The sequence below is a fragment of the Nocardioides aquaticus genome, assembly GCF_018459925.1.
GTDB lineage: Bacteria > Actinomycetota > Actinomycetes > Propionibacteriales > Nocardioidaceae > Nocardioides > Nocardioides aquaticus.
The window spans coordinates 341323-364656 of record NZ_CP075371.1 but is presented as its reverse complement, the minus strand read 5'-3'; the positions used below and the strand labels follow the sequence as shown (position 1 = coordinate 364656).

Genomic DNA, 23334 nt, shown 5'->3' with positions numbered 1-23334 from the left:
TCAGGCCCGCAGCCGCAGCTCGCGCACGGCCCGGTCGGTGTCGGAGGCGTGCTTGAGGACGGCTCCGAGGGTGCGGTCGATCGCGGCGTCGTCGAGGTCGCCGATCTCGAGGGCCACCAGGGTGCGCGCCCAGTCGACGGACTCGGCGATGGAGGGTGCCTTCTTCAGCTCCAGCTCGCGCAGCCGTCCCACGGCGGCGACGAGCTGGCCGGCCACCTTCTCCTCCAGCTCGGGCACCTGGCTCAGCACGATCTCCCGCTCCCGCTCGGCGTCGGGGTAGTCCAGGTGCAGGTAGAGGCAGCGGCGCTTGACCGCCTCGGACAGCTCGCGGCTGGCGTTGGAGGTGAGCACCACGAAGGGCCGGCGGGTCGCGGAGACCGTGCCGAGCTCGGGGATCGTGACCGCGAAGTCCGACAGCACCTCGAGCAGCAGCCCCTCCACCTCGACGTCGGTCTTGTCGACCTCGTCGATCAGCAGCACCGTCGGGTCGTCGCGCCGGATCGCGGTCAGCAGCGGCCGCGTCAGCAGGAACTCCTCGGTGAAGATGTCGTCGTGGGTGTCCGACCACGCCTGGTCGTCCTTGCTGGACTGGATGCGCAGGAGCTGCTTCTTGTAGTTCCACTCGTACAGCGCCCGGGCCTCGTCCAGGCCCTCGTAGCACTGCAGGCGCACCAGGTCGGCCCCCGCGGCCCGGGCCACGGCCTTGGCCAGCTCGGTCTTGCCGACCCCCGCCGGACCCTCGACCAGCAGCGGCTTCTCCAGCGCGCCGGCCAGGAAGCCGACCGTCCCGGTGGCGGTGTCGGCCAGGTAGCCGACCTCCCCCAGCCGGGCCACCGCGTCGTCGGGCGAGGAGAACCAGGTCGTCGTGGGGGCCTGGGTCGGCGTGAGGTCCGGCATGGCGCCATCCTCGCCCACGGCGTCTAGGACTGCTCCAGGGGCACCGCGGGGCCCCCGAGGTCCTCCGGACCGGTCTCCCCCGCGCGCCGCTCCGCCCTCGTCGGGCGGGCGTCGCGCGAACCCGTCAACGACACCACCAGGGTCTGCAGGCGGGCCACCAGGTCGTCCTGGCCGTCGCGCGTCAGACCGGTCGCCGCACAGACCTGCGGGATCACACCGCTGGTCGCGTCCCGCAGCCGTACGCCCTCGACCGTCGCGCCCACCAGCACCTTCCTGTCGTCACCCGGCACCCGCTGACGGACGACCAGGCCACGCATCTCGAGCCGCTTCAGCAGCGGCGACATGGTGCTCGACTCCAGCGAGAGGCGGCGCGCCAGGGCGCCGACCTGCTGCGGGCCGTCCTGCCACAGCACGGACATGACGAGGTACTGGGGGTAGGTCAGCCCGACGTCCTCGAGCAGGGGGCGGTACACCGCGTCCATGGCTCGGGCCGCTGCGTGCAGGGCCACGCACAGCCTGTCGTCGACGCCCGGGTCCGCCCCTGCGGGGTCCAGCCCGCCCGTGGTGGTCTCCATGGGCCTCAGCCTACTGAAGGAACCGGAATATCTCGCGTGCGACCATGTTGTGCACGAAGTACCTGTCCGGTGGCGCTTCCGGCCGCCGGGCCGCCACCCATCAAGGAGGAACCCTCGTGCCGACCATCACCTCGAAGTCCGGGCTGCTGTCCAAGACCGAGCTGCACTACGACGAGACCGGTCAGGGCCGACCCGTCGTCCTGATCCACGGCTGGCCGCTCAGCGGCGACTCCTGGGCCAAGCAGGTGCCGGCGTTCGCCGCGGCCGGCTACCGCGTCATCACCTACGACCGTCGTGGGTTCGGCCAGTCCGAGAAGCCGGGCAAGGGCTACGACTACGACCACTTCGCCGACGACCTCGCCGCGCTGCTGGACGAGCTGGACCTGACCGACGTCACCCTCGTCGGCTTCTCGATGGGTGGCGGCGAGATCGCCCGCTACATCAGCCGTCACGGCCAGGAGCGGCTGCGCAGCGTCGTCTTCGCCGCCGCCGTGCCGCCGTACCTGCTCAAGACCGACGACAACGCCGACGGCGCCCTCGGCGACGCCGACGTGGACGGCATGCAGCAGGCCGCCTCGGACGACCGGGCGGGCTTCCTCGACGGCTTCACCACGAGCTTCTTCTCCGTCGACGGGGAGATCAAGGTCTCCGAGCAGGACCGTCAGGACGCCCTCGCGATGGCGTCCCAGGCCGAGGACAAGGCGCTGGTCGACTGCATCGCCGCGTTCGCCCGCACCGACTTCCGCGAGGACCTGGCGAAGGTCACCGTGCCGACCCTGGTCATCCACGGCGACGGTGACGGCACCGTGCCGCTCGAGGCCTCGGGCCGGCGCACCGCCGACGCGATCGCGGGCAGCGAGCTGCACGTCGTCGCCGGCGGGCCGCACGGCCTCACCGTCAGCCACGCCGAGGAGTTCAACAGCACCGTGCTGTCCTTCCTCGCCCGCTGACCCACCGGCGCCGGCGGCCGGGCCGGGTCGGCCCGGCCGCGCTCCGGGCCGGCCGCGCTCCGGGCCCACGGCGCGCTGTAACGCTGTGTTACTTCATCTCGGGCGGCACCGTGACGCTGCACCAGGTCAAGTAACACAGCGTTACAGCGGCGGGTGGGTCGGCGCCGCGGCCGCCGGTCCGCCGCCGCCGGTCCGCCCCGCGGGGAGCTCCCGCGACCACCGACGACGAACGCCCCGTGGACGTGGTCCACGGGGCGTTCGTCATCTGCTGGCGGTGGCGGTGGGATTTGAACCCACGGTGGGTTTCCCCACACATCATTTCGAGTGATGCACCTTCGGCCTCTCGGACACGCCACCGCCGCAGAACATACCGGAGCCGGCCGGGAGGCCCGAAATCAGCCCCGGCGCCCTCAGAGGGCGGAGAGCTCCCACGCGATCGAGGTCCGGTACGTCTCCCCCGGCCGCAGCACCGCGGACGGCCAACCCGGCTCGCCCTCGTGGTTCGGGGTGTCGGGGTGCAGCTGCGGCTCGAGGGCGAGCCCGTCGCCCTGGCGCAGCAGCGCCCCGTCGCGGCCCACGACGCTGCCGTCGAGGAAGTTGCCGGTGTAGACCTGCAGTCCGGGCCGGTCGGCGAGGACCCGCAGCCGGGTCCGCGTACGCGCCGAGACGACCTCGGCGACGACCCGTTCCCCCTCGCCGTCGACGACCAGGTCGTGGTCGAGACCCTGCCCGGCGGCGACCTGCGGGTGCGGGTCGCGGGCGACGTCGCCGACCCGGCGCGGCTCGCGCAGGTCGAAGGGCGTGCCGTCCACCGGGGCGTGCTCGCCGAGCGGCACCCCGGTCGTGTCGACCGGGAGGAAGGCCGTGGCGGGGACCCGGAGCTCGTGGTCGTCGACGCTGCCGCCGCCGTCGAGGTTGACGTAGGCGTGCGTGCTGAGGTTGACCACCGTCGCCCGGTCGGTGGTGGCGGTGAAGGTCAGCCGGACGGTGTCACCGTCGACCTCCCAGCGGGCCTCGACCTGCAGCGTGCCGGGGAAGCCCTGGTCACCGTCGGGGCTGTCGAGACGGAGCACGGCGTACGTCGGTCGGTGCTCGTCCGGCCCGACCTCGACGAGGTCCCACAGCCGCTGGTCGAAGCCGTCGGGCCCGCCGTGCAGGCTGTTGCCCCGGTCGTGCGCGCCGACCACGTGCACCTCGCCGTCGAGCACGAACCGTCCCCGCGCGATCCGGTTGGCGTACCGCCCGACGACGGCGCCGACGTAGTCGCCGCCGGCGACGTAGGACGCGACGTCGGGGTAGCCCAGGACGACGTCGCGGCGCACCCCGTCACCGCCGGTGACGACGAGGCGGTGGACGGTCGAGCCGAGGGTCAGCAGGTGCAGCTCGGCCCCGTCACCGACGCCGCTGCCACCGCCCAGGACGATGCGGTGGACGGGGCGGCCGTCCGGGAGGGAGCCGAAGGTGTCGAGCACCCGAGGACGCTAACAGCCCTGGTCAGCCGCCCGCCCCCTCAGCCGCACCGCCAGGTGAAGCCGACGTCCTCGGGTCCCGGCGGGGCCGTGCCGTCGGTGCGCGCCAGCCAGGACAGGACACCGCCGTCACCCCACACCAGGTCGGCCCTCTCGTCGGTCAGGCGGGTCACGCGCTCCACGGTGCCAGGGCGGTCCAGCCCACCGCGGGTCGTGGCGCGATCACCTCGGCACGGCCCCCGGCCGTGCGGTAGAAGGTGCCATGAGCTCCAGCCAGCAGCCGCCCCCGGCACCGCCCCACGACCCGACGGGGCCGCGCGCGGACGCCTCGGCCGGGCTGCGCGTCGGTGCGCTCGGCCTGGACACCCTGCTGGTGATGGTGCCGCTCTTCGTGGTCTCCGCCCTGCTGTTCGGACAGAGCCGGGCCCGGGACGGCGCGGTGAGCCTGTCGCTGAGCGGGCTGCCGTTCCTGCTGACCGTCCTGGTGGCGGCGGTCTACTTCTTCGCCTGCGAGCTCGCCTGGGGACAGACCCTGGGCAAGAAGCTGGTCGGCATCCGTGTGGTCTCCGAGAAGGGTCCGCAGCGCACCGCCGGGCAGGTGCTCGTACGGACGCTGCTGCGCGTGGTCGACGGCTTCGGGTTCTACCTCGTCGCGTTCGTGGCGGTGCTGGCCAGCGCGAAGAACCAACGGATCGGTGACATGGCGGCGTCCACGCGGGTGGTCCGAGCCCGATGAGGGGCCTCGTCGGGCACCGGGTCGTGGCGGCGCTCCTCGGCCTCCTGGGCGTGCTCGCCGCTGCCGTGCCGAGCGGCGCGATGCCGGCGTCCGCCGAGCCGGTGGTGTCGGGAAGGCTGTTCGACGCCGCGGGAAGCCCCGCGACCGGGGTCAGGGTCGGCCTGGACCTGCGCTCCTCGTCCTCGCTGGTCGACGCCGACGGCACGTTCTCCTTCCCGACGTCGAGCGGCTCGTCCCGGCCCAGCATCGACGTCGGCACGGACTGGCGACGGGGGAGGTTCGTGCTTGTCGGCTCGACCGTCGACACGTCGCACGACGTGGACCTCGGCACGCTGACCCTGCCTCCGGTCCTCGAGGTCGCGCTGCAGGTCGTCAACGAGCAGGGCGACGCGCTGCCGCACGCCGAGCTCGGCGGCGACCTCGACCGGCGTCGGTCCGCACTCCTCGGACACCGGCTCGGCGACGGGCAGCTGGTCGAGCGGATCACCTACCTCCTCGACGGCCGGACCGACGAGGACGGCCGGTTCGTCGGACTGCTCCCCCGCGGACTGGGTGAGGGGCTCACCGGGTTCGACGTGCGGTACGCCGACGGCCTCGGGTCGTTTACCGCGGCGGCGGAGGACGCCGTGCCGCTCGCTGACGGCAGCTACCGGATCACCCTCGAGGGCGCGACCGTGGCCCCGGCGCCGGACCCACCCACGGACGTCCGTGCGACGGCGGCCGACGGCGCCGTCCTGCTGACGTGGAGGTCGAACCCGGCCGCGGTGCCCGGCCGCTGGCACGACGTGATCACCCAGTACCCGTCCGGCAACGAGACCACCCTCGACCCCGGCCGGGAGAGGCGCGTGGTCCGGCTGCCGAACGGCTCGGCACGGAGCTTCACGATCGCCTCCGACGACGGCGTCGCCCGGAGCCGTGACCTCGTGCGTACGCCCGTGGTCACTCCGCAACCGCTGACCGTCACCGCGGGAGCCGATCCACGGCGGGCCGGCGGGCTCCTGCTCGACCGCGTGTCGCGGTTCGGCCACGAGCTCTCGCTCCCCGGCGTCCACCGCTCGTGCGTGGTGGACGACGGCCTCGTCCTGGGTCGCTGCGACGTCGACGGCGCCACCGTGAGGCTGCGAGGCGCCGACCCGGGCGAGCACGTGCTGCAGGTCGCGGTGAGCGACGTCCTGGGCACCTCGGCCGTGCTGCGCTGGGCGTTCGTCGTGCCGCGCGGACCACGCGCCCTCGCCGACCGCGGCTGGGACCTGGTGGGCAACGGCGAGTACGGCCCCCGCTCGTACGCCGAGGCGTCGGCACGGGGGGCCACGGCCCGCGCCCGGGTGCCGGCGACGACCACCGTCTCGCTCGTCGCGCGGACCGGTCCGGGCCAGGGCGTGCTGCGTGTGGGCGGCGTCGACGGTCCGCGAACGCGGGTCGACCTGGGCGGGCTGGCGGCACGGGCACGCGACGTCGTCACGGTGCCGTTGGCCCAGCAGGTGCGGGGCGCCCTCGAGGTCGAGGTCGTCTCGACAGGCCGTCCGGTGCGCCTCTGGGGCCTGGCCCCGGCACCCTGACCCGGAACGAGGCAACCGGATGGGCCGCCCACCTCGTTCCTCATGCATGGAGCGAGCGACACATGCGTGACGAGGCGGCGTTCGTCGAGTTCGCCGAGGCGGTGCGCGGACGGCTGCGCCGCACGGCGTACCTGATGTGCGGTGACTGGGACCGTGCCTCGGACCACGTCCAGGAGGGCCTGATCCGGGTCTACGTCGCCTGGCCGCGGCTGACGAGGGCCGGGGGCGAGTACGCCTACGCCCGCAAGGCCGTGACGAGCGCGTTCCTCGACAGCGCCCGGCGGCGCTCGAGCACCGAGGTGCTCACCGAGCACGACCGCGACGTGCCCTCGGGCCACGACCTCGCGGGGTCCGTGACCGAGCGGGCGGCGGTGATGGCGGCCCTGGCCGACCTGCCGCCGCGGCAGCGGGCGTGCGTGGTGCTGCGGTACGTCGAGGACCTCAGCGTCGCCGACACCGCCGCGCTCCTGGGATGCACCGAGGGGACGGTGAAGAGCCAGACGTCCCGCGCGCTGGCCTCGCTCCGGACCATGCTCGACGCCGCGCCGACCGGCGGGCTCACGACCGAAGGAGCGACATCGTGGTGAACGACCTGGCCGACCTGCTGCGCGAGAGCGCGGCGTCAGCGCCCGACGACCGCCTGGACACCGACACCCTCCTGGTCGGCGGCCGCCGCCGCGTCCGGCGTCGCCGGCTCGGCGTCGTCGCCGGGACGGCGCTGGCCACCGCCGCCGTCGTGACGGCGACCTCGCTGCTGGGCGCGGCGCCCCCGACGTCGGAGGTGGCGGCCGCGGGCGTGCCCGCCCCGGACGCGCCCACGCTGCGGCTGGCCGACGCCGCCGCGGCGACCGAGGGCGAGGACTACCGCGTGCTGACGTCCCACACCAACGAGAACCTGAACCAGGACAACGGCCAGTACTTCGACGGCGTGACCGACGACGGCCTCGTCCTGTTCCGCGACGGGCCCCGGATGGACCGGCTCTACCCGCGCATGGCGCTGCTCGACCCGGCCACGGGTGAGAAGGACTGGCTGCCGGACCTCGACGTCGGCCAGGACCAGACCCGCGCGGCCGAGCTGGGCACGGACCGGCTCGTGCTGCTGTCCGGTCGGGGCGGGACGGAGTCGATGACGCTGGTCGCGCACACCTTCGACCGCGCGACCCGCGCGTGGAGCTCGACGACCTGGCCGGACCTGCCGAGGGTCGACGACTGGTTCGGCGCGCAGGTCGGTCCCGACGGCCGGCTCTACGTGCCGGTGCCGGCCACCCAGGGCCAGCCCCCGGAGGGCGGCTGGCCGACGTCACCGGGCGGGGACGCCGACGACTCCGACGCCGAGGGCGACACCTACCGGCTGTGGTCGGTCTCGCTCACCGACCCCGCGGACGTCCGGGACGAGGACCTGACCGTGGGGTCGATCGCCTTCACCGACGACGCGATGGTGTGGACCGACTCCACGAACGGTGCCGCCGGTCAGGTGCACGTGCGCGACCTGGCGACCGGGGAGGAATCGGCCTTCGACCCCCGTTCCGGGGAGCGTTGCAACCTGCTGACCTTCGGCGCGGTCGCCGACCGGATCGTGATGGGCCAGTACTGCGGCACCTACGACGACGGCCGCGACGACCGCGTCCAGGTGCTCGACACCGGCGGCGACCAGGTGGTCACGCTGCAGGGCAGCGAAGTCGAGGGGTCGGTCACCTCGGTGGACGGCGAGGGCGTCGTGACGGTCACGTCGTACGAGCGGGGCGCCGCCGGGACCTACCTCTACGACCTCGCGACCGACGAGCTGCTGCGGATCTCCGACGGCGTCTCGTCGTGGAGCACCAGCGGGCCGACCCAGGACGGGCAGTTCCTGTGGAACACCCCGGAGAACGGCAACCGGGGCATGACGCAGCACCTCGGCGAGCTGCTGGACTGAGGCGGGCACGGCCGCACGCGCGTCGGCGGGCGTCGGACGCGGCCGGGCGGGACGTGTCGGGCGAGCTTCGAACATGTCGGCCTTTGCCAAGGCCGACATGTTCGGAAGTCCCCGGTCGACCGGGGACCTCTGCACCCCCTGGACCACAATCGGGGAGTGACCACCACGAGCGGAACCACGACCGCGGCCGAGACCACGCCCCCGACCCACAACTGGGCCGGCAACCTGCGCTACGGCTTCGCCCGGCACCTGCGTCCCCGCACCCTGGGCGAGCTCCAGGAGCAGGTCGCGGCCGAGCCGCGGCTGCGGGTGATCGGGTCGCGGCACTCCTTCACCGCGATCACCGACGGCGAGGTGGCGCTCAGCCTCGCCGGGCTCCCCGACGACGTCGAGGTCGACGCGGACACGAGGACGGTGACCTGCTCCGGCGGCGCCACCTTCGGCGCGCTCGCCGCCTCGCTCGAGGCGCACGGGCTGGCCCTGGCCAACCTGGCCTCCCTGCCGCACATCTCGGTCGCCGGCGCGGTCGCGACCGGTACGCACGGCTCGGGCGCGGGGCTGGGCAACCTGGCCACGGCCGTCCGCGCGCTCACGTTCGTCACCGCCGACGGCGCGCTGCGTACCGTCACCCGCGGCGAGCCCGACTTCGCCGGTGCCGTGGTCCACCTCGGCGCGCTCGGGGTCGTCCACCGGGTCGCCCTCGACGTGGAGCCGGCCTACGAGGTGGCGCAGACCGTGCACCCCGGGCTCGGCTGGGACGTCGCCGAGCCGCGGCTGCGCGAGGCGCTCGGGGCGGCGTACTCCGTCAGCCTCTTCACCGACTGGGGCCCCGCCGGGGTAACCGCCTGGGTCAAGCGTCGCGTCGGTGCGGACCCCCTGGCCGGCACGACCTCGGACTTCCTGGGCGCCCGCGCCGCCACCACGCCGCAGCACCCCGTGCCGGGCGAGGACCCGGTCGCCTGCACGGCGCAGCTCGGGGCGCCCGGCTCGTGGGCGGAGCGGCTGCCGCACTTCCGGATGGGGTTCACCCCGAGCAGCGGCGAGGAGATCCAGAGCGAGTGGCACGTGCCCGCCGAGCACGGTCCCGCCGCCGTCGCGGCGCTCCGCGCCGTCCACGACGAGATCGCGCCGCTGCTGATGATCAGCGAGATCCGCGCGGTGGCCGCCGACGACCTGTGGCTCAGCCCGATGCAGGGCCGCGACACGGTCTCGTTGCACTTCACCTGGGTCCGCGACCAGGCCGGCGTCGAGGCCGCCGCCCGGGTGGTCGAGCGGGCGCTGGCGGCGTACGACCCCCGCCCGCACTGGGGCAAGCTCTACTCCCACTCCCCCGCCGTGCTGGCGTCGTACCCGCAGGCAGACGCGTTCCGCGAGCTGCGCGAGCGGTGGGACCCCGAGCACGTGTTCACCAACGACTGGACCGCCCGGCTGCTCGACTGACGCCGATCTGGGCCGGGCGGGCCCGGGACGTCATACGTCCGCACGCTCGGCACGGGCGCGGGACGCATGACGTCCCGCGGTCCGCGAGCAGGTGCCCGCTCAGCCGCGGCGGGTGCGGGCGGCCACGCCGACCAGCAGCAGCGCCAGCGTCACCAGCACCCCGACCGAGGCGGCGGTGGCGTCCCACCCGCCGGCGTGCCAGGCCAGCCCGACCAGGGCGCCGAAGAGGCTGGAGCCGGCGTAGTACATCGCGACGTAGAGCGCCGAGGCGCGCGCGGGAGCGGCGGCGCCGAGCACCGGCGCCCACCCGCTGGCGACGGCGTGGGCGGCGAAGAACCCGGCGGTCAGCACGACCAGCCCGGCCACCACGAGCGGCAGCCGGTCCGGCAGCGTCAGGGCAAGGCCGAGGCCCATCACCACGACGCCGAGCGCGAGCACGCGGGCGCGACCGTACCGCTGCGCCGCACGCCCGGCGACCGCCGAGGAGACCGTGCCGGCGAGGTAGGCCAGGAACACCAGCCCGACCACCGCGGCCGGCAGGTCGAACGGCGCGGCGGCCAGCCGGAACGACAGGTAGTTGTAGGTGGCCACGAAGCCGCCCATCAGCACGAACGGCAGGAGCAGCACCGCCACGACCGAGGGCTCGCGGAGCAGGGCGAGGACCCCCGGGCGTGCGGCGGTCCCGCCGTCCGCGGTCAGGGCCGGCGCCGCGTCGGGCGCGGGCCCGGTGTCCTCGGTGAAGCGCCAGACCAGGGCGGTCACGACCGCGGCGACGACGCCGAGCACCGCCAGCGCGACCCGCCAGCCGCCGAGGTCGGCGGCGGCCGAGGTCACCAGCCGGCCCGAGACCCCGCCCAGGGAGTTGCCGGCGACGTAGAGACCCATCGCGCCGGCCAGCCCGCTGGGGTGCACCTCGGCGGCGACGTGTCCCATCGCGACCGCGACGACGCCGGCCAGCGCGGCCCCGGCCAGGCCGCGGGCGGCGACGAGGAGGCCGAACGTGGGCGCCGCGGCCGCGACCATGGTCAGCGCGACGGCCGCCAGCAGTCCCCACCGGATGGTCCGGACGCGGCCGATCCGCAGCCCGATGGCCGTGGCCGGGATGACCAGCAGGGCCAGCGCCCCGGTCGCCGCGGAGACGGTGAGGCTCGCGCGCGGGGCGTCCACGCCGTACTCGTCCCCGAGCTGCGGGAGGATCGGCTGGGTGGCGTAGAGGATGCCGAAGGCGGCCAGCCCGACCAGCACCATCGCGACGTTCAGGCGCCGGTACGCGGGCGTCCCGGGCAGGTGCCCGGTCCGGGTGTCGGTCGTGGTCGCCACCGGCCCACCTTCGCACCGCGCCCGCCACCGGCCCCACGCCCGGAGGCGTGAGATGGGTCTCTGTCGCTCGGGGGTGTCTCAGGCCGGGCGCCAGGCGGGGTCGCGACCCGTCCGGCCGAGGAGCCGGTCGAGCGGGCTCGCGTCCGGCGCGACCGGCACCGGCGGGCCGAACAACCCGCCGTCGGCCTCGGGCGGGTCGAACTGGTCGACGAAGGACTGGCAGGCGGCGACGTCGAGCGGGTCGGGTGCGTAGGGCTGCCCGGTCGCGACGGCGAGGTCCCAGGCGTGGACCACGAGCTCGTCGAGGACGACCAGGGCAGCGGCGGGGGCCGGCATCTCGACCGGACCGGCCATCGTGGTCCCCGTCCAGGCGTCGGCGTCCTGCCACGCGCCGACGAGCTCGTCCAGGTCGGCCACGACGCGGTCGCGCCAGCCGTCCTCGAGGCGGGCGGCGTCGCCCGGACCGGCCTCCCCCGGCAGATCGGTCTTGCGGGCGGCGTGGACGAACGCGACCGTCAGGCCGCCGACGTGCTCGGCGAGGTCCCCGACGCGGTACGCCGGGCAGGGCGTCGGCCCGCCCAGCTGGTCGTCACGCACGCCCCTCACCACGGTCGCCATCGCGCTCGCCGCGCCGGTCATCTCGAAGGTGCTCATGGCGGTGCTGACCGAGGCCGCCGCGCGGACTCACCGCACCCGGGGACGCAAGAGCCGGTTGCGGGCGGGGACGGGCGGGTGGTGCTGCCCAGACGGCGCCGCGAGGACCGTCAGCCCACCAGCACCACGTGCAGCGTCCGCGGCCCGTGCACGCCCTCGACCCGGTCGAGCTCGATGTCGCTGGTGGCCGACGGGCCGCTGATCCAGGTCATCGCCCGGGTCGGGTCCAGCCCCGCGACGGCGTCGGGGACGTCGGCGACGACCTGGTCGGTGCGCACGATGCAGACGTGCAGGTCGGGCACGAGGCTGATCGCCCGACGGCCCTGGTCCGGTCCGTGGTCGAGCACGATCGTCCCGGTCTCGGCGATCCCGACCCGGGCCGCGGTGACCACGGCCTCGACGTCGTCGAGCTCGTAGGAGGTCAGCGCGTCGTCGCTGACGGCGCCCGGCACGTCCACCTCGAGGCCGGCCGGCACCACCGCACGCGCACCCTCGCCCAGGGACGCGAGCGCCTCGGCGACGGTGGCCGCGAGGTCGTCGGGGGCGCAGCGACGCACGGTCGCCTTGTAGTCCTCCACCCGCTCGACGAACCGGTCCAGCAGCGCGTCACCCTCGAGGCGTACGCCCGGGGGCGGCGTCGGCGCCGGCGTTGCCCGGTCCTCGGGCGAGACGTCGGCCAGGGCCGCACGGACGCGGCCGAGGATCTCCTCCCGCGCCTGGTCTCGAGACACTCGCTGCACTCGTTCCTCGACCACCGGTCACTCGCCGCCCTTCTGCTCGGACTGCCCGGAGCCCTCGGACCGGCCTCCGTCGGTACGGCGCCACCACGCCCGGAACGACTCGCGCGGCGGGGCCGGCATGTCGCGCGCCCCGGTCCACGCGGCACCGGGGCCCGGCAACCGGCCTGCGGTCGCCCGCCCACCGGGCAGCCGGGCCTTGCCGACCCGGGTCAGGACCCGCCCGGCCAGGCCGGACAGCCGCTCGCCCGCCGCCAGCCGCTTCGCGTCGGTGAACGCCCAGGCGGTGCTCTTCATGGCCACGGCCTCCGCCTTCGGCACCCGGTCGTCGCGGTGGGCGTCGACGACCTTCGAGCGCAGGTGCACCAGCACCTCGGGGATGTCGATGCGCACCGGGCAGACCTCGAAGCACGCGCCGCAGAGCGACGAGGCGTACGGCAGCGAGTCGACCTGGGGGTCGCCCTGACCACGCATCAGCGGGTTCAGGATGGCCCCGATCGGACCGGGGTAGACCGAGCCGTACGCGTGCCCGCCGGTGCGCTCGTAGACCGGGCACACGTTGAGGCAGGCCGAGCAGCGGATGCAGCGCAGCGCCTGGCGGCCGACCTCGTCGGCGAGCGCGCGGGTGCGCCCGTTGTCGACGAGCACGACGTGCACCTCCTGCGGGCCGTCGCCGGGCGTGACCCCGGTCCACATCGAGGTGTACGGGTTCATCCGCTCGCCGGTCGAGGAGCGCGGCAGCAGCCGCAGCAGCGGGTCGAGCTCGGCGAAGGTCGGCACCACCTTCTCGATGCCGACCACGCTGACCAGCACCTCCGGCAGCGTCAGGCACATCCGCCCGTTGCCCTCGGACTCGACGACCACCAGGGTGCCGGTCTCGGCGACGGCGAAGTTGGCCCCGGACACCGCCACCTTGGCGCGCAGGAACTTCTCACGCAGGTGCTGGCGGGCCGCCCCGGCGAGCACGGCGGGCTCGTCGGTGAGGTCGTCGGGGGCGGGCCGGCCGGAGCCGGCCATCTTGGAGCGGAAGATCTCGCGGATCTCGGCGCGGTTGCGGTGGATCGCCGGCACCAGGATGTGGCTGGGCAGGTCGTCGCCGAGCTGGACGATCAGCTCGGCGAGGTCGGTCTCCCAGGCGGCGATGCCCTGCGCCTGCAGCGCCTCGTTGAGCTCGATCTCCTGGGTGGCCATCGACTTGACCTTGACGACCTCGTCGACGTCGTGGCTGCGGGCCACCCGGGCGACGACCTCGCACGCCTCGGCGGCGTCGCGCGCCCAGTGCACGGTCGCGCCCTGTGCGGTCAGCGACTCCTCGAGACGGACCAGGTTGGTCTCGAGGTCGGCCAGCGCGCGGGCCTTCACCGCGGCCCCGGCCAGGCGGAGGTCCTCCCAGTGCTCGACCTCGCCGACCACCTTGGCGCGCTTGGCGCGGATCGTGCCGGTGGCGTGGGCCAGGTTGTGGCGCAGCTGGGTGTCGGCCAGGGCCTGGCGGGCCGCGGTCGGGAACGGCGGCATGCCGACGAAGGTGGCGCTCACGAGGTGGCTCCCTGCTCGAGTCCGTGCTGGATGGCGTCCGTACGCCCTGCCGACTGCTGCGCGGCCAGGTCGGCCGGCTGCTCGGTGGGGACCTGATCGGCGTCGTCCTCGGTCGCGGCGAGGACCTCGGCGAGGTGCATCACCCGCACCCCGGCCTGCTGGCGCGAGAGCAGCCCGCCGATGTGCATCAGGCAGGAGTTGTCGCCAGCGACCAGCACCTCGGCGCCGGTCTCGCGCACGTGGCGGGCCTTGTCGGAGCCCATCGCGACCGAGGTCTCGGCGTTCTTGACCGCGAAGGTGCCTCCGAAGCCGCAGCACTCGGCCGCCCCGGGGAGCTCGGCCAGCCGGATCCCGCGCACCTTCTCGAGCAGCCGGCGCGGCCGGTCGCCGACCCCCAGCATCCGCAGCGAGTGGCAGGTCGGGTGGTAGGTCACGCGGTGCGGGAAGTACGCCCCCACGTCGGTCACGCCGAGCACGTCGACCAGGAACTCGGTGAGCTCGTAGGTCGGCGGCGCGTCCGCCACGGCCCTCTCCAGCGCCGGGTCGCCCGAGCGTCGGGCGACCAGCCCGTGCTGGTGGCGCGCCGAGCCGGCGCAGGACCCGGACGGGGTGACGACCGCGTCGTACCCGGCGAAGGCGTCGACGTAGGTGCGCACCACGGGCACGGCCTCGTCGAGGTAGCCGGTGTTGACCATCGGCTGCGCGCAGCAGGTCTGGGCGGCCGGGAACTCCACCTCGACCCCGAGCCGCCGCAGGAGCCGGACGACCGCCTTGCCGGTGTCGGGGAACATCGCGTCGTTCACGCACGTGACCATCAGGGCGACCTTCATGGTGACCACACTCTCATTCGGCGGAAGGGGCCCGCGCCGGCCGTCGTCCGGCCGGAGCAGGTCACCGCAGGCGACGGTCGACGTACGGCACCAGCCGCACCGGGCCCAGCAGCCCGTACGCCTGGCGCGGGGCCACCCCGTAGACGTCCGGGGTGACCGTGCGCAAGCGGTTGAGCAGCGTGGTGGTCACCTCGACCTCGATCGTGTTGCGCCCCTTGCGCAGGTACGGCCCGACGTCGACCCGCGGGTCCAGCCAGTCGCACGGCCCGACGTCCTTGCCGTTGACCGTCACCCGGAAGGTGTCCTCGACGGCGCCGAGGTCGAGCACGGCGCCGTCCTCCGGGGTCCAGTCGCGACCGAGGCCGACAGTGGTGGTGTAGCGGCCGACACCGGAGACGTCCTCGAGGCCGGGCAGCGTGCTCCAGGGGCCGAGGGTCTCGACCCGCAGCCGGCGCCTGGTGCGCGTGGTCTGCGTGGCGGTCGCGCCCGGCTGCCAGTCCTCGACCTCGAGGTCCCAGCCGGTCAGCTCGACCGGCTCCCGCACCCGCTTGACCCGGGACGAGAGCACCCTTCCCCCGGCGCGGGTCGCCGAGACCCGGCCCGCCGTCGTCGTCCGGGCGACGAGGTCGCGTCCCCGGACGAACAGCTCGTCGGCGTCCGTGCCGACCGCCGCGACCGGCCTGCGTCCCGCCGGAGGCACCAGCGCGACGACGGTGGACTGCCCGCCGGTCAGGTCGACCCGGACCCGCACCCGGTCGCCCTCGCGCTGCCACACCGCGACCGGCGTCGTCGCCCCGGTCCACGCGTCGAGCAGCACCGGCACCGCGGCGGGGTTCGCGGCGGTGAGCCAGACGTCCTGGGCGAGCGGGTTCAGCGGCCGGTTCTCGGCATGCTTGGCGTTGGCCAGGTAGTACAGGTCGACCGCCTTCGTCCCCTTCCCGACCCGACGACGCACGTGCATCAGGTCGGAGAACTCGTGCTCCACGTCCCGGGCCACGCCGAGGTCGGCGAGCGCGCCGGGGATGTCGTACTGGTCCGTCACGACCCGCGTGGTCGAGGCGGCGATGACCTCGACCATCAGGGAGCGGACCTCCTCGGTCTCGCCGTCCTGGGCCAGCCCGACCGGCTGCGCCTGCGTCCAGTCGCCGAGCAGCACCACCGGCAGGCCGGCGGCGGCGAAGTCGCGCAGCCGACGGGCGGCCGCGACCTCGATGGTGAGCTCCTGGCCGCGGAACTGGTCCGGGCCGACGACCATCGCCTTGTACGCCGGGCCGCCCGGGGCGAGCACCCCGTCCTCCACCTCGACCCCGGGCAGGTCGAGCAGCGCGGTGGTGACGAAGGAGTGCGACCAGCCGATCGGGACCCCCTCCCGCGTGGTCCAGAACGGCCCGATCCCGGTGGAGGCCCACCCCTTCTGGCGCAGGAACACGACGTCGTAGGTCGGCCGCCCGGTCTGCAGGACCAGCTGGGTGCGGGCGAGGTAGCCGGCGACGTCGGGCATGTGCCGCCACTGGGGCGTGCGCGGGCCCCAGGCCTCGCCGTAGCCGACGGCGCCGTCGTAGTAGGGCGAGAACGCGGCGAACCCCGGCCAGGTCACGCCGGGGGCGTCGGCGTAGGCGAAGCCGTGCAGGACGGCCTGGTTCACCCCGGCGGCCATGATGCTGTTCAGCGTCTTGAGCGCCCGCTCCCAGGTGGTGCTGTAGGCCGCGCCGAAGTAGCACGCGGCCTCGCAGGACAGGACCGTGCGACGGCCGAGGTCGCGACCTCCGGCCATCACCCGGTAGTCGTCGAGGTTCTTGAACCCCAGCGACTCGGTCTCGGGCTGGTCGAGCAGTGCGGCGTGCTCGACGGTGTCGGTCTCGAGGCCGTACGGCTGCACGCGCAGACCCATGCCGAGGGTGCGCGCGAAGGCGCGCAGCACGAGCAGGTGGTGGTCGCGGTAGAGGTCGGAGAGGACCTGGTTGTAGTCGTCGCGGACCCGGGTGGTCGTGGGGGTGTCGAGCACGAAGACGTACTTCTCGTCCACCTCGAGCACCGCCGGCAGGTAGGCCCGCAGGTCGTAGCCCGCGCGCCGCTCGAACTCCTCGAGCAGCCGCGGCGTCCAGATCGTCGCGTCGGTCTCGATCTCGAGGGAGTCCTCGAAGAGGTAGCCGCCGGCCCTGCCCAGCAGGCGCCGCATGGCGGGGTCGAGGATGCGGTCCTCCCACAGGTCGACGACGGCCTGCGAGCCCGCGGCGCTGAAGTGGTCGACGACGAAGGAGCGGGGGTCGGTGTGAGGCCCCGCCTCGGGCTCCTGGCCGGAGCCGCGGACCCAGTAGGCCAGCAGCACCCAGGTGGCGTCGGCCGGCTCGGCCGGCGCGGTCCAGGTCACCGTGTCGTCGACGACCTCGTCGGTCAGGTCGACCAGCGAGGTCGCGTCGAGCGGCTGCCCGTTCCGGTCGGCCGGGCCGAGCGTGCGGAGTGCCTGGACGGCGAGGAGCGTCCGGGTCGTGGCGTAGGTCGAGGGCTCCACCACGGGCTCGGGCAGGGCGCCCTCGAAGGTCGCGCCGGCGAGCACGTCGGCCCGGCCGTGGACCAGCTCGGTACAGGCGGCCTCGTCGTCGGGGGTGATCGTGGAGACCGCGGCCGGCCAGGAGGGCCCGACGGTGATGTCGACCCGCACCCCGCGTCGGTCGGCCTGGCGCAGGGCGGCCTTGACCCCGGCCACCCAGGACGGGGTGCCCCAGCCGTGGGTGCCGAGGTCGATCTCGATGTCCCGGGCGCGCAGGCTGTGGGTGACGTCGGCGACCTCGAGGATGCCGAAGCCGGCGTCGGCCACCTGGTCGACCTCGCGGGCGATCTCGGCCGGGTCGACCTTGCCGTGCGGCCACCACCAGCGGAAGCCGGCCGCGGTGGCCAGCCCGGGACGGGCGAAGTCGCGCGCCAGCGCCCGCGGCAGGCCGAGCGCGACACCCGGGGTCGCCGGGCCCTTGCCCCGGGCCGCGGCCGCCGGGCGCGCCACGGCGGTGGCGCCGGTTCCGGCCGCGGCGGCGCCGAGCAGGGCGCGGCGCCGGACGGCGGCCGTGGGAGCAGCCGGGGGGACGGCCGGAAGAGGGGCGTGGGAGGAGGGGGACGTGGTCTTCAGAGCCCGATTGAATCGATTCACAGGACGAAGGTAACGGGCGTCACACCGACTGTCAGGGGCCTGGCCGGATGTGGCCACGTCCGGACGTCAGATCAGCCCGCGCCTCACGGCCACCACGACCGCCTCGATCGGCGTGCCGACCTCCAGCGTGCGCAGGGTGCCCTGGAGGCGTCGGCGCACCGTGCGCTCCGAGACGTCCAGCCGGCGCGCCACCGCGGCCGTGGTGAGGCCGCGTGCCACCAGCGACAGCAGCGCGAGGTCCTCCGGCGCGACCGGCTCCCGGTCGTGCCGGGGGACCCCGGGAGAGGGCACGCTCAACCGACCTCGACGGGCCGCCCGGCGCCGGCCAGGCGCTCGGCGGCCGCCGCCCAGTCCAGCCCGGCCGCCGGCTCGTAGCGCAGCAGCTCGTGGGTCCGCGCGACCAGGCCGCGCATCGCCGCCCGGTCCGGCAGGTCCAGGCCCAGGGCTCGGGCCTGGACCAGCACGTTGCCCAGGGCCGCCGCCTCGGCCGGGCCGGCCACCACCGGGAGCCCGCAGGCGTCGGCGGTCAGCTGGCACAGCAGCGTGTTGCGGGTGCCCCCGCCGACGACGTGGAGCACGGCCGGGTCGCGGCCGGCGAGGCGGACGGCCTCGTGCAGCGTGCGGCGGTAGGCCAGGGCGAGGCTGTCCAGCACGGCCCGCACCACCTCGACCGGCGTCCCCGGCACGGGCTCGCCGGCCTCCGCGGCGATCGCGGCGATCCGCGACGGCATGTCGCCGGGCGGCAGCAGCCGCGGGTCGTCGATGTCGACGACGGTGTGCAGCGGAGTCGCCCGGGCCGGGTCCGCGGCGCCGGCCAGCAGCGTGGGCAGGTCGGTCCCGGGCACGCCCGCGGCCTCCCACGTGCGCAGCGACTCCGAGAGCACCCACAGGCCCATCACGTTGCGCAGGAAGCGCACCGTGCCGTCGAGGCCGCCCTCGTTGGTGAACCCGGCCGTCCGCGCGTCCTCGGTCAGCACCGGTGCGTCCAACTCGAGCCCGAGCAGGGACCAGGTGCCAGAGGAGAGGTAGGCCACGTCACCGCCCGGATCGTCCCCGGCCGCCGGGACGGCCACGACCGCCGAGGCGGTGTCGTGGGAGGCCACGGCCACGACCGGCAGCCCTCCCTCGGGGACACCCACCTCGGCGGCCACCTCCGGCAGCAGCGCACCCAGGACGTCACCGGGCTCGCGCAGCGGCGGCAGGATGCTCCACGGCAGGTCGAGGCGGCTCGCGAGCGCGGTCGCCCACTCCCCCGCCGCGATGTCGAGCAGGCCGGTGGTGGAGGCGTTGGTGCGCTCCGCGCCGACCGCGCCCGTGAGCCAGTAGCCGAGCAGGTCCGGCAGGAGCAGGAGCGTCTCGGCGGACTCGAGTGCGGCCGTGCCGCGCGCGGCGACCAGCTGGTAGACGGTGTTGAACGGCAGTGCAGCGAGGCCGTTCACGGCGTACTGCTCGGCCGGCCCGACCACGGTCGCGACCTGCGCCGCCACCCCGTCGGTCCGCTTGTCGCGGTGGCTGAACGGGTTGCCGAGCAGCAGCCCGTCCCGGTCGAGCAGGCCGTGGTCGACGGCCCAGGAGTCGATGCCGACCGCGTCGAGCCGCCCGCCGCGGGCGGCCAGGAGCAGGCCCCGGACGACCTCGCGGTGCAGCGCGAGGACGTCCCAGAAGAGGCCGTCCCCGGCGCGCACCGCGGCGTTCGGGAACCGGTGCACCTCCTCGAGCTCGAGCCGGTCGACGCCACCGGGTCCTGCAGCGAGCGCGACCGTGCCGACCATCACCCGGCCCGAGGTCGCGCCGAGGTCGACCGCGGCGACCCGGACCTCCCTGCCCGCCCCCGGCCCGGGTCCGGGCCGGCCGCTCATCGCAGGAAGGCGGCCGCGACGCCCGCGTCGACCGGCACGTGCAGCCCGGTCGTGTGGGTCATCTCCGGACCGCACAGCACGAAGACGGCGTTGGCGATGTGGGAGGGCAGCACCTCGCGCTTGAGGATCGTGCGCTGGGCGTAGAACGCCCCGAGGTCCTTCTCCTCCACGCCGTAGACCTCGGCCCGGTTGGCACCCCAGCCCCCGGCGAAGATGCCCGAGCCCTGGACGACGCCGTCGGGGTTGACCCCGTTCACCTTGATGCCGTGCGCGCCGAGCTCGGCGGCCAGCAGCCGCACCTGGTGGGCCTGGTCGGCCTTGGCCGCGCCGTACGCCACGTTGTTCGGTCCGGCGAAGACCGAGTTCTTCGAGGAGATGTAGACGACGTCGCCGCCCATCTGCTGGGCGATCATCGCCCGGGCCGCGGCCTGGGTGACCAGGAAGGAGCCCTTGGCCATCACGTCGTGCTGACGGTCCCAGTCGGCCTCGGTGGTCTCGAGCAGGGAGCGCGAGAGCGACAGACCGGCGTTGTTGACGACCAGGTCCACCCCGCCGAAGGCGAGGACCGCGGCGTCGACGGCGGCCTGCACGGCCGCGGCGTCGCTGACGTCGACCTGGACCCCGACGGCCACGTCGGTCGACCCGATCGCGGCGGCGGCCTCCTGCGCCTTCTCCAGGGACAGGTCGGCGATCACGACGCAGGCGCCCTCGGCGGCCAGCTTCTCGGCGGTCGCGCGACCGATGCCGGAGGCGGCCCCGGTGACCAGCGCGACCCGGGTGGCCAGCGGCTTCGGCGCGGGCATCCGCTGGAGCTTGGCCTCCTCCAGCGCCCAGTACTCGATGCGGAACTTCTCCGCCTCGTCGATCGGGGCGTAGGTCGAGAGTCCCTCGGCGCCGCGCATCACGTTGATGGCGTTGACGTAGAACTCCCCGGCGACGCGGGCGGTCTGCTTGTCCTTGCCGAAGCTGAACATCCCGACGCCGGGCACCAGCACGACCAGCGGGTCCTTGCCGCGGATCGCGGGGCTGTCCGGGGTGGCGTTGCGGTCGTAGTAGCCCTGGTAGTCCTCGCGGTAGGCGACGGCGAGCTCCTCGAGCCGCGCGGTGCACTCCTCGACGGTGGCGGTGGGCGGCAGGTCGAGGACCAGCGGCTTGACCTTGGTGCGCAGGAAGTGGTCGGGGCAGGAGGTGCCGAGCGCGGCCAGGCGTGGGTGCTCGGCGGCGGCGAGGAAGTCCAGGACCTCGGCGGTGTCGGTGAAGTGCCCGACCATCGGCCGGTCGGCGGAGGCGAGGCCGCGGATCGTGGGTGCGAGGGCCGCGGCACGGGCACGTCGCTCGACCTCCGGCAGGGCGCCGTACCCGTCGAGGGCCGGACCGAACGGCTCGGGACGGCTGTGCTCGGCGATGTAGGCGGCCGCGGTGTCGATGATCCACAGCGAGTGCTGCTCGGCCTCCTCGCTGGTGTCGCCCCAGGCGGTGATCCCGTGGCCGCCGAGGACGCAGCCGACGGCCTGGGGGTTCTTCCCCTTGATCTCGGCGATGTCGAGGCCGAGCTGGAAGCCCGGCCGGCGCCACGGCACCCAGACGACCTTGTCGCCGAAGACGGTCGAGGTCAGCTCCTGGCCGTCGGCGGCGGTGGCGATCGCGATCCCGGAGTCGGGGTGCAGGTGGTCGACGTGCGGGGCGTCGACCAGGCCGTGCATCGCGGTGTCGATCGAGGGGGCGGCGCCGCCCTTGCCGTGCAGGCAGTAGTCGAACGCGGCGACCATCTCGTCCTCGCGCTCCACGCCGGGGTAGACGTCGACCAGGGCGCGCATCCGGTCCAGCCGGAGCACGGCCAGCCCCTTCTCGGCCAGCGTGCCCAGGTCACCTCCGGAGCCCTTCACCCACAGCAGCTCGACGGCCTCGCCGGTGACCGGGTCGGTCTCGGTGCCCTGGGCGGAGGTGTTGCCGCCGGCGTAGTTGGTGTTCTTGGGGTCCGCGCCGAGCCGGTTCGAGCGGGCGATCAGGGCGGCTGCTGCCGGGTTCGTCATGGGTGGTGTCTTCCTCGGGGTCGCCGGGTGTGTCACGGGTGTGGGTGGGTACGGGTGGTGAGCGCCGTGGGCGGGACCGGTCAGGTCCAGGACAGCTGGGTGCCGCCGGCGCGCTCGGCGGCGATCTGCTCGCGGTGGCCGGACGCGGCGTACGCCGCGACGGGGTCGGCCGGCAGCCCGCGCGACTCGCGCCACGTGGCCAGGTCGCCGCGGACGTCGGTGTAGAAGGCGTCCATCAGCACGGCGTTCGCACCGAGCACGTCACCGGACTCCTGCGCGCCCACGAGCGCGTCCGTGTCGACGAGCAGGGCGCGCGCGGTCATCTCCTGGACGTTGAGGACCGAGCGGATCTGGCCTGGGATCTTCTCCTCGATGTTGTGGCACTGGTCGAGCATCAGCGCCACCTCGGACTCCGGGGCCAGGCCGCCGCCGCGGACGACCTCGGTCATGATCCGGAACAGCTGGAACGGGTCGGCCGCGCCGACGATCAGGTCGTCGTCGGCGTAGAAGCGGGAGTTGAAGTCGAAGGAGCCGAGCCGGCCGAGCCGGAGCAGCTGCATGACGATGAACTCGATGTTGGTGCCCGGGGCGTGGTGACCCGTGTCCAGGCACACCACCGCCTGCGGCCCCAGCGCGCTGACCTGCGCGTACGACGTGCCCCAGTCGGGGACGTCGGTGTGGTAGAACGCCGGCTCGAAGAACTTGTACTCCAGCACCAGGCGGTGCTCGGGGTCGAGGTGGGCGTAGATCTCGGCCAGCGAGTCGGCCAGCCGGTCCTGGCGCCCGCGCAGGTCGCCCTGGCCCGGGTAGTTGGTGCCGTCGGCGAGCCAGATCTTGAGGTCGCGCGACCCGGTCGCCCGCATCACCTCCAGGCACTCGAGGTGGTGGTCGACGGCCTTGCGGCGCACGCCGGCGTCGACGTGGGTCAGGCTGCCGAGCCTGTAGTCGTCGTCCTGGAAGGTGTTGGAGTTGATCGTGCCCAGCCCGACGCCCTGGTCCTCGGCGTAGCGGCGCAGGGCGGCGTAGTCGTCGACCCGGTCCCAGGGGATGTGCAGCGCGACCGTCGGGGAGAGCCCGGTGTGGCGGTGGACGACGGCGGCGTCGGCGATCTTCTCCTCGACGCTGCGCGGGGTGCCGGGGGTGCCGAAGACCTTGAACCGGGTCCCGGAGTTGCCGTAGGCCCACGAGGGGACCTCGATCGCGAGGCCCTCGAGGGTCCCGGTGATGTCGGCGAAGCTGGTCATGTCGCTCTCTCGTCTGGTCGGTCCGTCGCGAGACGGGTCCGGTCGGTGGGCAGCTCGGCGAGCTGGTCCTCGAGGTGGAAGACCTCGCGGAGCAGGGCGAACCCCTCGTCGGGGGCCCGGCCCTCGATGCCGGTGAAGAAGGGGGCCATCTCGGACTGCCAGCGCGCGTTGACATCGGTGGCGGCCATGGCCTGCTGGGCGGCGGCGAGGTCGTCGGCCTCGACGTAGCCGATCAGCAGGCCGTCCTCCCGCAGGAACAAGGAGTAGTTGCGCCAGCCGGTGCGCGTGAGCGCGGCGAGCATCTCCGGCCAGACCGCGCGGTGGCGCGCGACGTACTCCTCGAGCCGCTCGGGACGGACCCGGAGCTCGAAGCAGTAGCGCGGCACGGCGGTCTCCCTGTTCCTGCGGGTGGGGGTGGGCGGGTGGTGCGGGTCC

20 protein-coding genes, 1 tRNA gene and 1 pseudogene are annotated in these 23334 nt (G+C 74.4%); 6 read left to right on the top strand and 16 right to left on the bottom strand.

From position 1 onward, the window contains the following. Nucleotides 1–897, bottom strand: coding sequence for an AAA family ATPase (locus ENKNEFLB_RS01780; protein WP_214057636.1), 897 nt, complete (start codon nucleotides 895–897; stop codon nucleotides 1–3). A gap of 23 nt (nucleotides 898–920) precedes the next feature. Then, the gene (locus ENKNEFLB_RS01775) at nucleotides 921–1472 is read right to left on the bottom strand and encodes a MarR family winged helix-turn-helix transcriptional regulator (protein ID WP_214057635.1); all 552 of its coding nucleotides are present in this window, start codon (nucleotides 1470–1472) and stop codon (nucleotides 921–923) included. Between the two features lie 116 nt (nucleotides 1473–1588). On the opposite strand from ENKNEFLB_RS01775, the gene ENKNEFLB_RS01770 reads away from it, so the two are divergent. Then, nucleotides 1589–2422, top strand: a complete 834-nt coding sequence (locus tag ENKNEFLB_RS01770) for an alpha/beta fold hydrolase (protein WP_246535782.1) — start codon at nucleotides 1589–1591, stop codon at nucleotides 2420–2422. A 269-nt stretch (nucleotides 2423–2691) separates the two neighbouring features. On the opposite strand, the gene ENKNEFLB_RS01765 is transcribed toward ENKNEFLB_RS01770, so the two are convergent. The 3 genes from ENKNEFLB_RS01765 to ENKNEFLB_RS22830 all read right to left on the bottom strand — a co-directional run bounded on the left by ENKNEFLB_RS01765 (nucleotide 2692) and on the right by ENKNEFLB_RS22830 (nucleotide 4064). Beyond that, nucleotides 2692–2779: transfer RNA gene (locus ENKNEFLB_RS01765), tRNA-Ser, on the bottom strand. Between the two features lie 53 nt (nucleotides 2780–2832). Further along, nucleotides 2833–3894, bottom strand: a complete 1062-nt coding sequence (locus ENKNEFLB_RS01760) for an aldose epimerase family protein (RefSeq protein WP_214057633.1) — start codon at nucleotides 3892–3894, stop codon at nucleotides 2833–2835. 38 nt (nucleotides 3895–3932) lie between these two features. Next, the gene (locus tag ENKNEFLB_RS22830) at nucleotides 3933–4064 is read right to left on the bottom strand and encodes a hypothetical protein (RefSeq protein WP_275955943.1); all 132 of its coding nucleotides are present in this window, start codon (nucleotides 4062–4064) and stop codon (nucleotides 3933–3935) included. A gap of 89 nt (nucleotides 4065–4153) precedes the next feature. On the opposite strand from ENKNEFLB_RS22830, the gene ENKNEFLB_RS01755 reads away from it, so the two are divergent. From ENKNEFLB_RS01755 to ENKNEFLB_RS01735, 5 genes are all read left to right on the top strand, one after another. Next, nucleotides 4154–4627, top strand: a complete 474-nt coding sequence (locus ENKNEFLB_RS01755) for an RDD family protein (protein WP_214057632.1) — start codon at nucleotides 4154–4156, stop codon at nucleotides 4625–4627. Then, nucleotides 4624–6186 carry a hypothetical protein gene (locus ENKNEFLB_RS01750; protein WP_214057631.1) on the top strand — a complete coding sequence of 521 codons (1563 nt, stop codon included), beginning with the start codon at nucleotides 4624–4626 and terminating at the stop codon, nucleotides 6184–6186. The genes ENKNEFLB_RS01755 and ENKNEFLB_RS01750 overlap by 4 nt, the downstream gene beginning before the upstream one ends. 62 nt (nucleotides 6187–6248) lie before the next feature. Further along, on the top strand, nucleotides 6249–6773 hold the full coding sequence (locus ENKNEFLB_RS01745; RefSeq protein WP_214057630.1) for a SigE family RNA polymerase sigma factor: 525 nt from the start codon (nucleotides 6249–6251) through the stop codon (nucleotides 6771–6773). After that, nucleotides 6767–8101, top strand: coding sequence for a WD40 repeat domain-containing protein (locus ENKNEFLB_RS01740; protein ID WP_214057629.1), 1335 nt, complete (start codon nucleotides 6767–6769; stop codon nucleotides 8099–8101). Before ENKNEFLB_RS01745 ends, ENKNEFLB_RS01740 begins: the two co-directional genes overlap by 7 nt. 156 nt (nucleotides 8102–8257) lie before the next feature. Further along, nucleotides 8258–9541 carry a D-arabinono-1,4-lactone oxidase gene (locus tag ENKNEFLB_RS01735; protein ID WP_214057628.1) on the top strand — a complete coding sequence of 428 codons (1284 nt, stop codon included), beginning with the start codon at nucleotides 8258–8260 and terminating at the stop codon, nucleotides 9539–9541. A 99-nt stretch (nucleotides 9542–9640) separates the two neighbouring features. On the opposite strand, the gene ENKNEFLB_RS01730 is transcribed toward ENKNEFLB_RS01735, so the two are convergent. The 11 genes and pseudogenes from ENKNEFLB_RS01730 to ENKNEFLB_RS01680 all read right to left on the bottom strand — a co-directional run bounded on the left by ENKNEFLB_RS01730 (nucleotide 9641) and on the right by ENKNEFLB_RS01680 (nucleotide 23285). Next, a complete protein-coding gene (locus tag ENKNEFLB_RS01730; protein WP_214057627.1) occupies nucleotides 9641–10861 on the bottom strand; it encodes an MFS transporter in 1221 nt (406 codons plus the stop codon). Nucleotides 10862–10939: 78 nt separating this feature from the next. Next, nucleotides 10940–11515 carry a TIGR03086 family metal-binding protein gene (locus ENKNEFLB_RS01725; RefSeq protein ID WP_214057626.1) on the bottom strand — a complete coding sequence of 192 codons (576 nt, stop codon included), beginning with the start codon at nucleotides 11513–11515 and terminating at the stop codon, nucleotides 10940–10942. A gap of 110 nt (nucleotides 11516–11625) precedes the next feature. Beyond that, on the bottom strand, nucleotides 11626–12255 hold the full coding sequence (locus ENKNEFLB_RS01720) for a LutC/YkgG family protein (protein WP_214059266.1): 630 nt from the start codon (nucleotides 12253–12255) through the stop codon (nucleotides 11626–11628). A gap of 18 nt (nucleotides 12256–12273) precedes the next feature. Further along, the gene (locus ENKNEFLB_RS01715; RefSeq protein WP_214059265.1) at nucleotides 12274–13767 is read right to left on the bottom strand and encodes a lactate utilization protein B; all 1494 of its coding nucleotides are present in this window, start codon (nucleotides 13765–13767) and stop codon (nucleotides 12274–12276) included. 122 nt (nucleotides 13768–13889) lie between these two features. After that, nucleotides 13890–14618 (bottom strand): annotated as a pseudogene (locus tag ENKNEFLB_RS01710) ((Fe-S)-binding protein); the annotation flags it as partial. Between the two features lie 61 nt (nucleotides 14619–14679). After that, nucleotides 14680–17763: a glycosyl hydrolase gene (locus tag ENKNEFLB_RS01705; protein WP_214057624.1), complete on the bottom strand. Its 3084-nt coding sequence runs from the start codon at nucleotides 17761–17763 to the stop codon at nucleotides 14680–14682. Between the two features lie 66 nt (nucleotides 17764–17829). After that, a complete protein-coding gene (locus ENKNEFLB_RS01700; protein ID WP_214057623.1) occupies nucleotides 17830–18054 on the bottom strand; it encodes a helix-turn-helix domain-containing protein in 225 nt (74 codons plus the stop codon). A gap of 2 nt (nucleotides 18055–18056) precedes the next feature. Then, complete coding sequence (locus tag ENKNEFLB_RS01695) at nucleotides 18057–19622, bottom strand: rhamnulokinase (protein WP_214057622.1); 1566 nt, start codon at nucleotides 19620–19622, stop codon at nucleotides 18057–18059. Then, nucleotides 19619–21655 (bottom strand): bifunctional aldolase/short-chain dehydrogenase, encoded by a 2037-nt coding sequence (locus ENKNEFLB_RS01690; RefSeq protein ID WP_214057621.1) that lies wholly within the window; start codon nucleotides 21653–21655, stop codon nucleotides 19619–19621. The genes ENKNEFLB_RS01695 and ENKNEFLB_RS01690 overlap by 4 nt, the downstream gene beginning before the upstream one ends. 80 nt (nucleotides 21656–21735) lie before the next feature. Continuing rightward, a complete protein-coding gene (gene rhaI, locus ENKNEFLB_RS01685) occupies nucleotides 21736–22899 on the bottom strand; it encodes an L-rhamnose isomerase (RefSeq protein WP_214057620.1) in 1164 nt (387 codons plus the stop codon). After that, a complete protein-coding gene (locus ENKNEFLB_RS01680; RefSeq protein ID WP_214057619.1) occupies nucleotides 22896–23285 on the bottom strand; it encodes an L-rhamnose mutarotase in 390 nt (129 codons plus the stop codon). The genes rhaI and ENKNEFLB_RS01680 overlap by 4 nt, the downstream gene beginning before the upstream one ends. Nucleotides 23286–23334: the final 49 nt, after the last annotated feature.